The sequence below is a fragment of the Microbulbifer sp. TYP-18 genome, from assembly GCF_040932045.1.
Taxonomy (GTDB): Bacteria; Pseudomonadota; Gammaproteobacteria; order Pseudomonadales; family Cellvibrionaceae; genus Microbulbifer.
This window is the reverse complement of the sequence record NZ_JBFRBC010000001.1, coordinates 298,870-313,530: the sequence shown is the minus strand read 5'-3', so window position 1 is coordinate 313,530 and position 14,661 is coordinate 298,870. Positions and strand designations below refer to the sequence as shown.

The 14,661-nt window shown below is 50.6% G+C and carries 11 protein-coding genes and 1 pseudogene; 6 read left to right on the top strand and 6 right to left on the bottom strand.

The annotated features are described in order from the left end of the window. Positions 1 to 302 precede the first annotated feature (302 nt). The 3 genes from ABVT36_RS01200 to ABVT36_RS01190 all read left to right on the top strand — a co-directional run bounded on the left by ABVT36_RS01200 (position 303) and on the right by ABVT36_RS01190 (position 3,443). Positions 303 to 1,142 carry a hypothetical protein gene (locus ABVT36_RS01200; RefSeq protein ID WP_368454874.1) on the top strand — a complete coding sequence of 280 codons (840 nt, stop codon included), beginning with the start codon at positions 303 to 305 and terminating at the stop codon, positions 1,140 to 1,142. Between the two features lie 135 nt (positions 1,143 to 1,277). After that, a complete protein-coding gene (locus ABVT36_RS01195; protein WP_368454873.1) occupies positions 1,278 to 2,177 on the top strand; it encodes a hypothetical protein in 900 nt (299 codons plus the stop codon). Positions 2,178 to 2,972: 795 nt separating this feature from the next. Continuing rightward, complete coding sequence (locus ABVT36_RS01190) at positions 2,973 to 3,443, top strand: DUF3224 domain-containing protein (protein WP_368454872.1); 471 nt, start codon at positions 2,973 to 2,975, stop codon at positions 3,441 to 3,443. Between the two features lie 97 nt (positions 3,444 to 3,540). Here the strand turns inward: ABVT36_RS01190 and ABVT36_RS01185 are convergent. Next, a pseudogene (locus ABVT36_RS01185) lies at positions 3,541 to 4,305 on the bottom strand (IS256 family transposase); the annotation flags it as partial. 677 nt (positions 4,306 to 4,982) lie between these two features. Between ABVT36_RS01185 and ABVT36_RS01180 the strand changes: the two are divergent. The 3 genes from ABVT36_RS01180 (at position 4,983) to ABVT36_RS01170 (ending at position 7,405) form a co-directional block, all read left to right on the top strand. After that, positions 4,983 to 5,183: a hypothetical protein gene (locus ABVT36_RS01180; RefSeq protein ID WP_368454871.1), complete on the top strand. Its 201-nt coding sequence runs from the start codon at positions 4,983 to 4,985 to the stop codon at positions 5,181 to 5,183. Between the two features lie 971 nt (positions 5,184 to 6,154). Further along, positions 6,155 to 6,403 (top strand): hypothetical protein, encoded by a 249-nt coding sequence (locus ABVT36_RS01175; RefSeq protein ID WP_368454870.1) that lies wholly within the window; start codon positions 6,155 to 6,157, stop codon positions 6,401 to 6,403. Positions 6,404 to 7,078: 675 nt separating this feature from the next. Beyond that, positions 7,079 to 7,405, top strand: coding sequence for a hypothetical protein (locus ABVT36_RS01170; RefSeq protein ID WP_368454869.1), 327 nt, complete (start codon positions 7,079 to 7,081; stop codon positions 7,403 to 7,405). Positions 7,406 to 7,555: 150 nt separating this feature from the next. On the opposite strand, the gene ABVT36_RS01165 is transcribed toward ABVT36_RS01170, so the two are convergent. The 5 genes from ABVT36_RS01165 to ABVT36_RS01145 all read right to left on the bottom strand — a co-directional run bounded on the left by ABVT36_RS01165 (position 7,556) and on the right by ABVT36_RS01145 (position 14,660). Further along, a complete protein-coding gene (locus tag ABVT36_RS01165) occupies positions 7,556 to 9,847 on the bottom strand; it encodes a hypothetical protein (protein WP_368454868.1) in 2,292 nt (763 codons plus the stop codon). A gap of 389 nt (positions 9,848 to 10,236) precedes the next feature. After that, a complete protein-coding gene (locus ABVT36_RS01160) occupies positions 10,237 to 10,971 on the bottom strand; it encodes a gluconate 2-dehydrogenase subunit 3 family protein (RefSeq protein ID WP_368454867.1) in 735 nt (244 codons plus the stop codon). Next, the gene (locus ABVT36_RS01155) at positions 10,972 to 12,654 is read right to left on the bottom strand and encodes a GMC family oxidoreductase (protein WP_368454866.1); all 1,683 of its coding nucleotides are present in this window, start codon (positions 12,652 to 12,654) and stop codon (positions 10,972 to 10,974) included. A 15-nt stretch (positions 12,655 to 12,669) separates the two neighbouring features. Beyond that, entirely contained in the window at positions 12,670 to 13,365 is a 696-nt protein-coding gene (locus ABVT36_RS01150) for a DUF1080 domain-containing protein (protein WP_368454865.1), read from the bottom strand. A gap of 38 nt (positions 13,366 to 13,403) precedes the next feature. Further along, positions 13,404 to 14,660 (bottom strand): sugar MFS transporter, encoded by a 1,257-nt coding sequence (locus tag ABVT36_RS01145; protein WP_368454864.1) that lies wholly within the window; start codon positions 14,658 to 14,660, stop codon positions 13,404 to 13,406. Between the last annotated feature and the right edge of the window lies 1 nt (position 14,661).

Genomic DNA, 14,661 nt, shown 5'->3' with positions numbered 1-14,661 from the left:
AGGCGTTATATATACTTAATAAGTTAAGTATCGCTACTAGAAGGTTGTTGAAAAAGACATCCTGCCTGTTTCAAAACACGAAAAGCGAAAAATATGATTTTCACTTTTCTCCCAAAATCAACGACTTATGCGTCGCCGAGTTTGCAGGAAGATCCATATTCCGGTAGCAGGCGTCGAACTTCTTCTAATTTCAACAGCCTACTAGAACAAAATCATATAAAAGTCATAAGAACGTCAGGAGTTTTAACACCAGTTCAATTAAACTGACTTATTTCTCAATAATATTTAAATAAGGATAAGTTATGAAGCATATTTGTATTTCAACTCTTCTGCTACTTCATGTGCTACTCATAAATAGCAGGAGTTATGGTCAAGATACAGTTTCAGCCTCTAAGGACCTTTATTTTGGGCTAACGCCTCCGGACATGGTAGCAATGCCTCTTGCATTAGACGCCATGTCTGCAGAGGGATGGGAGCTAGGTGGACTACACGGTTCAGGCATGGATGAATTTTACTTTATCTCCTCCCTTGCTGGACCTTTTCGGCCTGACGTTATCAGCTTTCGCAAGGAAGGTCGAGTCTGGAAGAAATACGACTTTTATTCTTCGGCAAGCGATATTATGTACTCGAAAGATAAGTACATAGAGCGAACCGAAACTGGCTGGTCTGAGATGAAAAGCATTGGAGCTGCTTTCGAAGACATAAGAATCATGCGCCTTACCGCTTCGTTAAAAGGAACCTTGGTTTTTGACGAAGTAGGTACTAATGGAAACGGCATTATTCGCTATTCACGTTTAGTAGATGGAAAACGTGAAGCGCCGAAACCCTTCGCTAAGGAAATAAATACTGGCAAATGGAATGCTCACCCTTTCATCGCTCCAGATGAGTCCTATATCATTTGGGATAGCGAGAGAGAAGACGGATATGGGAGAACTGATATGCATATCAGTTTTCGAAAAAAAGATGGCTCCTGGGGGGAGGCTATTAATTTTGGAGATAAGATAAACACAGACGGTTGGGATGGCGGAGCGTACGTAACGCCCGATGGAAAATACCTTTCCTTTTGCCCGAACTGCAACCCACCCTATGACAGGATGTGGGTGGATGCGAAGATTATTGAAACACTTAGGCCCAATGAGTAAACCATATAACAATCGCGACAAGAGCGACGCCAAAAGGCAGCGTGCCTTATGCTAGCGATATATGCACAGGTAAATCAATCGTCATCTGCATTATGGAAACTAAATCAATAATTGATTTTAAATTAAGGATAAACTATGAACCGCACTTACTCTTCAATTTTTATATTTCTCTTTACTGTAATATTTAGTGTTACTGGTTACGGTTTTGATAAACTTCCAGATTTAGAAAATCGCTATTTTGGTGAACAACCACCAGGCATCACACCCAAGCTATTTGCACCCAAAATACTTTCACCAGATGGTTTGTTTGAAGGCGGCGCATTTTCACCTGATATGAAATCATTTTATTTTACCAGGAAAAATGGCAAATATAAAGAACGTACATTTTTTGTTATTCATTATGAAAATAATCAGTGGAGCGAAGTGTATGAGACAGATTTGAAATGGCCTTTATTTTCTGCTGATGGTAATACCATGTACCTTGGAAAACAGTATAGCGAACGGACGGAAACTGGTTGGTCTCAGCCTAAAGAGATGGGAGAGTTCTTGAAAGAACAAGCTCACGGTTTGTCAGTTTCAGCTAAGGGTACCTTTTATTTTCCTTTTTTTAAACAGGAAGATAATGGCCATGGCAACATTGGTTATTCTCGCTTGGTAAATGGAAAATATGAAGAACCCATTAAATTGGGACCTGAGATTAACCAAGGTGATTATATCGCTCACCCATATATTGCGCCAGATGAGACTTACTTAATGTGGGATGTAGAACGAGATGAAAACCACGGTAGTAGCCAAGCAGATATTTATATTAGCTTTAGAGAGAGCGATGGTTCATGGGGGCAGGCTATAAATATGGGAAACGAAATAAATACACCAATTCATGAATCAAGCCCTCTTGTCTCGCCAGATGGAAAATATTTGTTTTTTAAGCGTGGTGAATGGGTAACGGAAAAAGATGGCAGCCGTAACTGGGTAAGTAAAAGTTACTGGGTGGATGCGCAAGTTATTGAAAACCTCAAGGCAAACAATAGTTGATTGAATATAGCGCATATGACAAGGCATTAAAGGCGGATTCGTAATAGTTGACTCGGCTTCGCTTCTCAGTATAGTCAACTATTACCCTTGCTTGAAGCGTTACGTGTCACAAGTATGGAACCAGAGATTTATAAAGTAGAATTGATTGGTAGTGGGTCTCTGTCTGTAATGGCCAAGCCGGTGTCTGGAGAATGGATAGAGGGGGAATTCGCAGGTATAGCGAGGTTTGGTATAAATAGAATAGTCTCGTTGCCAAAGGAGCACGAAGCAGCTTAAGTAGGATTGGATAGAGAGGCTGAGCGCACTACAGCCACCTTGATGACTGTTTTTCCACCTTACAAAATTGCACAAATTTTGTGCAGCGGCACGACTTTAGTAAAAGCGTTGGAAGACTGCAGTAGAATTGCTTCCGAAAGTGCAATTAAAATAATAAGTGGTGACGGTGGCCGATCTATATTGAAACTGTGCTGTATTTTCTGCAGGTTATACGGTGCTGCATACTAATTTTCATGTTTATATTAAATTCTGAATGATCAGTTCACAGACATGAGATAGTTGGGTTTTTCATGTTGGCTTTTTCGAAGGAGTAATGGTATTTATAAATATTTAGTATTTTTACAAATGGGAGCACAGAAATTTTTTTTCAGTGAGGTAGCTGGATTTTGTTTCGGTCACCATATATGCGTATATACAACTCCATCCACAACAAGACAAATCTGGGGATGCGTTGCAGACATTTCCCTTGAGCAATGCGCTCAGATTAATGAAATTTAATTTATTAGGAAAGGCAAGGCCATGCGAGCAAAAATCAGTGCATACTGTATTTTATTATTATTTTCTTTTTCTATTTTTGCGGAAGAAAATTCAGTCCAGGAAGGAAAAGAAATGAAAGCAGAAGGCAGTTTCGAGATAAAATTGGAGCCAGCAAATGACACAGTCGCTCCAGCCGGCCGAATGATTATTAACAAAAGTTATACCGGAAATATGGTTGGTACCGGCACTGGTCAGATGCTAAGCAAAAGAGCTGAGAGTGGCGTGGCTGTCTATTCAGCAATTGAAGAATTTGTCGGTAGCATAGGGGACAAATCCGGAAGTTTCACTCTCAGTCACTATGGTTTGATGTCTAAAGGTTCGCAGGAATTAACAATTAAAATCATACCTGGCTCCGGCAGCGGTGATCTGGCTTCGATTACAGGCTCACTTCAAATTAACCAAAACCAAGGCAAACATTCTTATATCCTTACTTATAAGCTGGAATCCGAATAACACCTGAAATAGATGTATTAATGGGTTAGACACGCCGGCCACAGAAGAAGTACAACGACAGAAAACAATAGCTGTTGTAGTGACAGCTGAGGAAGTGGATCTGGTGGATGATGCAGTGCTGGATCTCGGTCTTTGGGTAGATGCTCTCAATGGCCTCAGGGAAGCCCTGTAGGCCATCCACACAGGCAATCATGATGTCTTTGACCCCGCGGTTGTAGAGGTCGGTCAGAACGCTCAGCCAGTGGTGAGCACCTTCCTGGTCGGAGAGATAGAGCCCCAGTAACTCTTTCTTACCTTCGATGTTCAGGCCAAGGATCGTGTAAATGGCCTTGCTGGTATAACGGCCGTTTTCCTTGATTTTGTAGTGGATAGCGTCGAGCCAGACAATAGGGTAGACAGCCTCCAGGTCGCGCTCACGCCAGGCCTGCAGTTCAGGCAGCAGCTTGTCTGTAACGGCGTTGATGGTGCCGTTGGAGAGCTCCATGCCGTAGATCTCGGCAACGTGAGTACGAATGTCCTGGTAGCTGTTGCCGAGGGCAAATAGCGCGATGACCTTGCGCTCGAGTTCGTCGGTAAGCTGGGTTTGGTGCTTCTTAACGATCTGTGGCTCAAAGGTGCCGGCGCGATCCCGCGGCGCCTGCAGCTCGAAGCTGCCAGCGGGACCTTTCACGGTTTTGGAAGTGGTGCCATTCTTACGGTTGGGCTTGTCCTCGCTAGCGAGGTGCTCCTCCAGCTCCGCCTTCATGGCAGTTTCGGTGAGTTGTTTGATCAGTGGGGTGAGGATGCCGTCTTTGCCGCTGAGGTCTTTGCCCTCACGCAGCGCCTTGACAGCGGCATCCATATCGAAAGTAGGTTTGGTCATGGGTCATCTCTTTTTTTGCTAATGATAAAGAAATGACACAGAATTCTGAACACTACCGCTGTTCACGCTCCCCATGCACTGGACGGCCATGGCATCGAACACAAGGATCAACCGCTTGGGTGCCTTCTCGTGGCGGGCCACGAACTGGTCGAATAGCACCTCGTGCAAACCTACTGCCACGGAGCGATCCTGTTGGTGCCCAAAGCGGGACAGATGAGGCGCTGATCGCACTCGCACAAAGCAAAATGCCAGCATCGGAGACCAGGTCACCACCAGTGAAACCTGCAGTGATTTTGCGACGGGAAAGGGATGAAAATCGGAGTTCAGGCTGGTAGCATTCTGTCACGGCGTAATTTCTTATCGGACTGTTTTTAGCACCAATAACGATAAGGCTTTCCGCTGTTCTTGTATCCGGGCTCGTGCAAGATCCGGGTTAAAGCTTACAAAACCTTTGAGATTTTGCGAAGATAGTCGTTGTGACTACTATCTTGACTGGCTCTGTAGTACCAAGTAGTCGGAATGATCTGTCCTTCAATTGGAAAATAATTCGGCAACGAAGAATCGCTGAGAAAATAATAATCAGGATAGTAGTGATCGCGATGATTAAGATTTAAGGGGTATGTGAGAGTATGTGAATTGACACCGGGGTTGCAATCACTCAATTAGGGGAATAGAGAATGCAAAATGAAGAGATTGAAAAGAAGAGAGAAAAATTACTTACCTACTGTATAGCAATAGGCGCAGGAATGGGTGCCAGTCTTGGATCAGCTTTCGGTGCTGCATTCGGCAGCGTTGCAATGGGGGTCTCTTTTGGCCCGATAATAGGTTCTTGTTTGGGAATAGTCTATTGGGCCCTGATGAAAGATAAAAAGAATTAGTACAAAACTCCAGCTCCATATAAAAATGTGGTCGAATTCACAGCCTCTCGTCATTTGGCTTATGAACTAATTATTACGCTGGTGCAATATCAGTCAAATGTGGAGCTAAGAGTAATCACGCTATTAACTTTTGTAGTGGTCTACTAAACTCGGACACCAATTCCTGCGGTAGCGTTACCACCTGAAATAGAAGTGTTGAATGATTAGCTATACCAGCGGTACTGGTTGAATTTTAACCAGCCACCCTGGCGAGCAGACTTTGGGTTACCGGGGAACAGATTATTGATGCCTTGATGGACGGCAGAACGCTTCGCCAGCGTTGGAAAAACACACTCACTGTCACCTGATTCTTCAGCTCGATTGAATTAGTTGCAAAAAACGAATACCTTAGGTCAGCTGCCCTGGCGTCCAGCCGACAAACCTGTGCCGGCTATAAAAAATGGCAAAACAGATTAAAAATAGATAAAAAGCTCATTAAATAGCGCAAAGATGCTTACTCAGCCCACGATCGCCCCACAACAGTGGCGCTCGCGGGAAATCCATAACCACAGCCAATCGAATAACAAATTAAAATCAAATAGAGAAGGACCACATCATGACCGCGTAAATCAGGCATAGGCGCCACCTCCCGGTGCTGTCACACCGAGAGATGGCTAACCCCGAAAGATACACACATATCTAGCGAGGCTGTCTTGGATGATACGCCACACATTCGCTCGTCTTCAATAAGGTTCCCCCTGAAGCCGGGCTCTACTGGCCACCCCCGCCCCTGGCGCCGGGGTGTCCTGTGGCGTAGCGCGACCATTGGTGTGGTGCTTTACTTCAGCCGCGCACCGCCCCGGCTACGCGGCCTCTCCCCGGATTTATCTCTCATTTTCCCTAAGGACCGCGCCTGCGGCGAGAGAACCGACGTAAAGCTAATCGCGTTGTCAGCGCCTTTCCGTCACAGGCGATTTAAGGAGCCTATAAAGATGGCCGTATTCCCCTGTCGATTGTCTGAGCCACTACAACTGGAAAGCTTTTATACCATTACGCCCGTAGCCATCCACGACGATATCGTGGAGTTGGACATTGCGCCGTGCGAAGTTGGTCGCCCCCTATGGCTCAAGCGCTTATTTGAGCTGCAGGAACAAGCCTGGGAGCTGGCGGACTACCAGGCCATGTACCCCTCTTCCCATACACCAGCCCAACCCAAACCGACCAAACGAAAGCGACCTTGACCCCAAGGGCAGTATGCCCCTGAGGATTGTAAGGTCCCAGCCGTACCCAAGCGTCTACCCTCTCTTGCCCACACTGTGGGAAGGTAGGCGCAGTTAAGAAGATCTGTCAGCGACCTGCCTCTCCCCATCGGTACCGCTAATCGCTGCAGGCGACACTGCCCGTGTCTGTACCCAATAGAGGCCTCAAGGGGGAGATGGAGGGCGCCCTGCCGATACTCGTATCTGGGCAATGGTGCCGTTTTGTGGGAAGCGTGGCGTACCAACTATATACGGATCACAGTGATCATTATTTGAACGGGATATAGGACCGCATCAGAAAATACAGTAAATACAATGAGTTAGCGGTTCTAATATGATTCCATGAAAGTAATCTTGACGACCAATTCCCTACCATAGGTAGTTGTACCCATCTTATGTAAATGGGCAATTTTTAATCAGGTTTTCAGGGTTGGCGCAGAATTGCTTCCGAAAGAATAATCAGGATAATAGTGGTGATAACGAACACTATATCAATGTTATGCCGAATAGGAAGTTATGAGTCTATTCACAGTTAAAATAAGTGCTTCGAATTACTGGCTCAGGAACTCTGTGGATAGAGTAGCAATGCTCATAACAATCGCCATCTCAAGAACACACCTCGTGCTTTGGGTATTATAAATTTTCAGGAATCACACTATGAAATGGATGGTTTTACTTTTCACCCTTATATCTGCTAATGCATCATCCGAAGAAAAACCACCGGAACTATGGTCTTGGATAAAGGATTTAGATAAATCCAAAGAAGCTTGCGAAATTCAAAGTTCATATGTTTTACAATCACTTCATCTCGATAATCAAATAGAGAATCAGCACGGAATCTACGGTAACGTCAAATCTAATCGTGTAGTAGTTAAATGCATTGCAATTTCGCCCAACCAAAGCAAGCTGCTAGTCGCAGTAGCTGGAAACGACAGAAACTCCGTTGAAATAGTTCGCAATAAAATTATTCAATCAATAAACTAAATAATCTGAACTACTACACATAAAACCGTGTCTACTTTTCGTGGGTAGGATCACTTCCCGAGTTACCGATGAAAACCAGCCACCTCACTACCGCTAAACCAATTTTCCACTCCCGAAGATTACTTTTATACTCCGAATACCAAAACCCGCTTACCTACCCTGTGGGTTGCCGCTCCCGGGCAATGGAAATCCCACCGGGTCATCGACCAAATCCCCGGTGAGGCGCCCCCGAAAAGTACAGCCATAGGGCAGCGGGTAGACATCCAGCGGTCTCAGTTCAAACACAAACTCCACCTGCGGCTGTCCTGGCAATAGAACCGGACTGGGAAACAGGCGAATCTGGAAGCGGAATTCCTGCTCTTCATCGACGATGACCAAAACGCCGTCCCGGGTTATAGACCAAAGAACCAGCGTTGTTACAGGTTCCAGCGGCTCCAGGTCACTCAATAGCGCCCTGGCTTGCGTAAGGAATTCCAGCCGGAAGGGATTTCCGCAATTGATGCTAATTGCCTCCACTCCTTCCAGCGTACGAAACAGGCGCAGGGCTTCATCCAGCGTCACCAGCAGGTCGATATCCACCAGGTGGTCCTCGACCCTTTGCAGCCTTACAAATTCGTCCAGGCTGCGCAGCAGGTCGCTCTTTGGGGGCAATGTCTCAAATGGCTGTCTGGAATAGACGGAAGGCCTTTGAATCCACAACAGTGCGGCCCGCCAGTTGATTCTGGAGAGGATAAATGTCTGCTCAAAGTCCACCCCCCCATCCATGCGGTTATCGCGCTCGACACTCAGCAGGTTGCCCCGCTCGTCATAACCATAGATAAACGCAACCCTCGCGCCGGTGGCGAGCAGAGGCGAGTCCGGCCGAAGATCGCTTCTGGTTTTTACCAAAACCTGTCCCGATGCATTGTATTGATAGGTGACCTCAAACACAGCAGTCTTCTGACTGCCCACATGATCAAACCAGACTTCCCTCACCAGCTGTATGTCATCGTCATAAACAAATTCGCGCGACCGGTCGATATTGCCATCCTCGCCGAAATCCACCGTAACCAGCAGCAACTCTCGGCCCAATCCATACTCTCTCTCCACCAGCAGGCGCAGGGGGATATGATCCGGCGTTGTGCCCCGAAAACGCTGGCGAACTATTTGTCCCCGCTGGTTGTAGAAAAACTGCCACTGCCCTGTGCCAAGTTCCGCTGTATCGAAACCCAGCAGGACCAGCTGCGCCAGTTGGTCAAACTCCCTTACCCGGACCGGTATAGCTTCACCGGCAACAAAGAGCCGCTCGGTTTTCAGTACGCCTCCCGCAAAATAATCAAAACTGGCCAGCAGCTCCCGGTCCCGCCGCAATTCTGTCAGGCGCCCGGCGCTGTCCAATTGATAGAAGAGGGTAAACTGAATCCTGTGGTCACTGGTGGCGTCGCGGGTCTCGGTAACCCGAATTTCGTAAGCCAGATCCCCAAAAACATAGTCCCGGGTCTGGATCAGATCGAAGTTGCCATCTCCGTTGGTATCCCTGCGGATTTCGATCAGGTTGCCCGCACTGTCATAGTCGAAGCGGGCCAATTCATCGTCCACCCGAAGGGCTTCGGCCTCCAGGGTCAAACTGAGGATATTGCCGAATTCATCAAAGGTTGCCAGCTCGGCAATCGCCGTCAGGGGATCGCAGTCATAGTCCCGCAATATCTCTATCAGGTTACCCGGATCGTCGTACTTGTAGTCGATGATTTCATCCAAAAGCGGGGCGGTGAGGAAATCCAGGGTTTCCCCCACCGGCAAATAAAAACCGCTCACCAGCCCCACTGATCTGTAGTAGCTATCCAGCACCATTCCGGCATTCCTGACCGCAGCGGAATCCACCAGGCCCAACTCATCGGCGCGATTGGCAAAATAGATAAGGGGGGGGAAATGGCGGGAAAACACAAAAATACTGATCCCCAGATCCATCTGCACCCCGTTGAGAAGGTCCGGCACACCGGCGTCAAGCACCACGCCATTGCCCAGATCGGAATCCCGGTCAAACGCCTCCAGCAAAAAGAGGGTATTGTGAAAACGGTTAAAGGCACGCAACTCCGGCCAACTGGGAATTTGCGCGAATAGAAACTTCAGGTCGTTAAAAACCCTGTAAAGACGGAGTTGGGGAAAGAGGTCCCGCAGCCGGAGCCGTTCCCGTGCCGGGACCGCAAAGCCGATGGGAATGTCACCAATAAAAAAAGTGATGGTTTCGTCTTCCCTGAAGGAAAACTCACCCCCGCTTCCGGTGACACCGGATTGTGTTTCCGTGCGATAGGGCAAGCCGGCTACAACAACCTCGGTCAGAACACCGATCTGCACCCCGCCACTATCGCCATTGGTTGTGCCGTCACTCCCGTCCCCTCCACATGCCATCAATAAAGACAGGATTCCGGCCAGCAGACACCAGCACCATAGAAATCGCAACACCAGGCCCTCCCTGGCCCAAAACTCCTGGAGCCAACGCAATTAAGTGTGACTGGATAAGTTTTCGTGTCGATGAGGAATCATCTATTGGATCACTGGGTTAATAGTGTAATAGGTGTGCGGCGGTATATGCGGAGCAGTGCGCCAACAAACCCGGGCACGGCGCTCAAACCGCGATTTCACCACAGTGGGTCTCTGGCAGCTTGCTGAAAAAGTCCTCCCTGGTTTTTCCCAACCAGGGTTTGCGACCCGAAGCTCCCTGTTAAGGACAGCAGGGAGCCTTGCTTATGGAGAGGGCCTTACACAGTCGGCCTTACAGGGGGGGAGCGCCCGTAGAATGGGATTAAAATCCGGCCAGTGCCGGGTGGGGCAAATCTCCGTTGCCCCTGTCTCTACAGCGCCAGTCCAAGTTCATCCAGCAGTCCGTGCAAATGCTGCATCGCCTCCTTGGTGGGTCCGGGATAATCGCCGGCAATGGGTACATTGCCCAGGTAACCAATATCCTTGGTGCCCTGCGGGGTGCAAAAGAAGGCTGCCAGAACCAGTGCGCGCAAACGGGCAAAAGCCGCCGCCGGGCGCGTGAACTCCGCTGAAGCCAGCGCTTTTTTATAGGCGATGTCGTCAATAATCGACAGTCTCTGCGCGTCCCCCGCCACCAGGAACCCCTTGTCGAACCTGCGCCTGGCCTCATCCTCCAGCCAGCCGATAAGGCGCAGGATCGAGTCCCTGTCCCGCTGCTGCCCGGCGTAGGGGGCACTGACCCACTCGTTGACCACGTCGGGCACCTTCAGCTCCCTGGCGGAAGGCACATTGCCCTCCCGCGGCACCACAAGCTCCGAGAGCAGGGCCACCGTTTCCAGTTCCCGGGGTGCCAGTGTCAGTGGCCAGGGCGCCTCCGGGGGAACGATAAGATTGGGGTCCTTGCCATAGCCATTGCCGGTAATGGGTTTTAGCGACATGTTGGGCCAGTGTCCCTTCCCTGGGGAGTCGCCTTTGAGGCTGGATGCAAGCACCGGCGGCACTACCACACTGGCGGACAGCAGCCCCAGCCATTTCAGGGACTCCCTGCGTGTCAGCGCAGTCCTGTAACGCGCGTCGCTCTGCGCCTTATCATTATTGGAAGCCATTTAGAGCACCCCCTGCTTTAACTGCCCCGCCAGCCAGGAAGCGTTGCGCATGGCCAGGGTCATGATGGTCAAGGTACAGTTTTTGTGTGGATTGGATGCAAAGACGCCCCCATCCATCACAAACAAGTTGTCGCAATCCCAGGTTTGCCCCCACTGATTGGTTACCGAGTCCCGGGGGGAGTCGCCCATTCTTGTGGTGCCCACCTCGTGGATAATCTCACCCCCCTTGGAGATGGCATCCTCCGCCCTGGGCAGGGGGCCGGTAAACCTGGCGCCCATGGTTTCGAGGATCGCCCTGGCGGTTTTCAGGCCGTGGTGAACCTGCTTTAGTTCATGCTCCGACCACTTCCAGTGAAACCTGGCCACAGGAATACCCCACTGGTCCCTGACTTTGTCATCTATCTCCATATAAGACTGGGGGTTGGGTAACATTTCACCGCGCAGCGCAAGGCCCACATAGGAGCCGTAGGCTCTCTTGGCGATATCCTTCAACGGTTTGCCGTAGCCGTCCAGATCACCGGATACACCGGCGCCCGGCTCCCCGAATCCGCTGCCGATTTCGAAGTGATATCCCCGTGGAAAATCCAATGCACCCTTCGCCTGCTGCTTGTGGCCCCACCAGGGAATAAACAGGTGATTGGCGGTGTGTCCGTCCTCGTTGTAAATCGGCCGGCCCTGCAGCCCCGGAATCATCGCGCCCAGGTTGGCACCGGTGGAATCCATCAGGTTTCTGCCCACCTGACCGCTGGAGTTGGCCAGCCCCTGCGGATAACGCCTGCTCTTTGAATTCAGTAAAATACGCGCGGACTCGCAGGCGCTGGCGGCCAGGATAATGACACGGGCTTCCAGGGTGCGGCTGCTTTTGGTTTTTTTATCGACGAAGGTGACCGCCGTCACCCTCCCTTTGTCATCCACGCTCAATTCCCTGACCATGGCATCGGTGACCACCTGCAGACGACCGGTGGCTTTTGCCATGGGTATCAGGGAGGTGGTGGTCTGGAAGGCTGCGCCGATGGAACAGCCGTGACCACAGGGGGTGGCATAAAAACAGGCCGCGCGGTCGCCTTTGGGGCGCGTCAGCACCGCTCTGTGCATGGGTGCCGTTGGAATACCCAGCTTCTTCGCCGCCGCCGCTACCAGAAGTTCCGGCACCCGCGCTTTCGGCGGTGGCTGCAGTATGCCCTCGGAGGAGTCCGGCATATCGTCCAGGCCCGTGTTGGTGCCACAGACCCCGACCAGTTCCTCGGTCCTGTCATACCAGGGGGCCAGGTCGCTGTATTCGAAAGGCCAGTCAGCCCCCAGTCCATCGCGGCTTTTGCCCTTGAAATCATGCTCACTGAAACGCAGTGAAAAACGCCCCCAGTGGTTGGTTCTGCCCCCCAGCATACGGGCCCGCCACCAGTAAAAATCCGATCCTTTGGCGCGGGTATAAGGCTCGTTCGGCACCGTCCAGCCGCCATCCACAGTCGCATCGTAGAAACCGAAATTCTTGTCCGCATTGCCCGCGCCCATCAGGGGCGCATCGCCGTTGCGCCGGAACATGGGGGTTTCGGTTTTGGGGTCATAGTTGCGGCCCGCCTCCAGCATCAATACCCTGTGTCCCGCTTTTGTGAGCGTATAGGCAGCCATGGCACCACCGGCGCCGGAGCCGACGACAATCACTTCATAATCAAAATTTTCCATGCCAGGCACCCCGGATTAAATCTCTTTTATTTTGATATTCTTGAAGGCGACGCTATCGCCGTGATCCTGCAGACCGATATGCCCCGCATCCCCTTTGGCAAACCCTTGCCAATCCCTGAATTTGCTGTTTTCAACCAGTCGATCCCACTCCTCTCCACCAATCAGAATATCCACTGTCTGGTAGCCATTCTGCCAAACTTGCAGGTGTTTTTTCTCGAGCAGTATCCGCACCTGGTTCCATGCACCGACGGGTCTGTGGGAGTTTTTGGGGGACGCAATAAGGTCATAGATGGATCCGGACAGATGGGAGGCCACCTTGTTGTCCGCGTGGCGCTCATTGTCCAGCACCTGCACCTCGAGGGCATGGGAGTAGATCTGGCTGCCCAGTTCGTCCGCCAGCACAAAGATGCCACTATTGCCTGCCAGGGATATTTTCCACTCCAGTTTCAGGTCGAAATCCCGATAGGTTTTTTTCGTCAGGATATCGCCACCGCCACCCTCGGTCAGGACCATTTCCCCATCGACCGCCTGCCACTGTTTGCTCAGACCCGGCTTTTTAAAATTTCTCCATTTCCCCAGGTCGCGGCCGTCAAAAAGCAACTCCCAGCCCTGCTCTACCTCCTTCTCTGTCAACTGGTTATCCTGGGCGCACAGGCCCCAGGAAGCCCCAACAAGCACCACCGCTAAAATACTGTTTAATATTCTCTTCATTGCGACCTACCTCCTATGCAGCCGTAGGAATTGAAAAGCTAAATCTTATTTGAACCCAGGCCAGTGGATTCCGCAGAGTGATCAAGGTGAGTTGCATCGGAATTGCGGGTTTTATGCATATATATATTCAGCGCAACAAAAGCCAAAATACAGACCAGCGGAAAAACCCCCAGGTTCTGCAGGGTGGCCTGGCCGGCGATAAGCTCCGCCTCCTCGGGGCCGGCGCTGCGGGCGAGGGCAGTTTCCCGCGCCTGATCGATCCAGCGCCCGATAACCGGATTCCAGATGCTCACTGCGAACATGCCGATACCGCCCATTACCGATAGCCCGACCGCACCGGCCTGGGGAATGTTTTCCGCAACGAATCCCAGCATGGTGGGCCAGAAGTAGGTGACACCCAGTGCAAAGACAAGGGCCGATACATAGAGCATCCCCCCCGTAGACAGGCTCATACTGTATATACCGATGGACGTGGCCACCGCCGAATAGAGCAGAACCCCCTCCGCATTGAACTTTTTAACCACCGGGCCGGCAAAGTAACGCCCCACCGCCATGACGCCGGTGATCATCGCCATAATCAGCATCGGCGATGCCCCTGCGGCCCCTAAAATTCTCTCTATCCACTGCTGGGTGCCAAGCTCGCTGGTGGCAGTCAGGGTCATGCACAGTGCCATAAACAAAAACAGTGGCGAAACCAGGGCTGTCAGGTTATTTGTGGTGGAAGTGGTCGCCTGCTCCTCCCGGGGGAAATCCTGTTGCAGAACCAAATAACCGTACAGGACGGTTGGCAGCAACATAACAGCGATTTGCAGAGTCCAGTCCAATCCCAGATCGGTCATCAATTTTGAAACCAGGGCGCCCACTACGATTCCACCCGGAAACCAGACGTGAAACTTGTTGAGCATGGCGGTCTTGTTGTTCTGGTACAGGTTGGCCACAAGCGGGTTGCACCCCGCCTCCACCGAACCATTGGCAAACCCGATACAGAAACTGGAGATCAACAGACCCCAAAAACCTTCGGCCGCAATGGTGAGAACCAGGCCCAGCAGGTGGCCAAAAAATGCCATCAGGATCAGCTTTTTGGCACCGACCAGGTTGTAGAGCACTCCTCCGATCATGGTGGCGACGGGAAATCCCAGGAACGCCATCGCATTTATCCACCCCAGCTCGGCATCGGTCAGGGAGAAATCCCGGCCCAGCTGCGACAGGATACCGGCCCTGATTGCAAACGTCATAGCGGTCACTGTCAGAGCCAGACAGCTCGCAAAAAACAATTTATTTTTATTGATAGACATA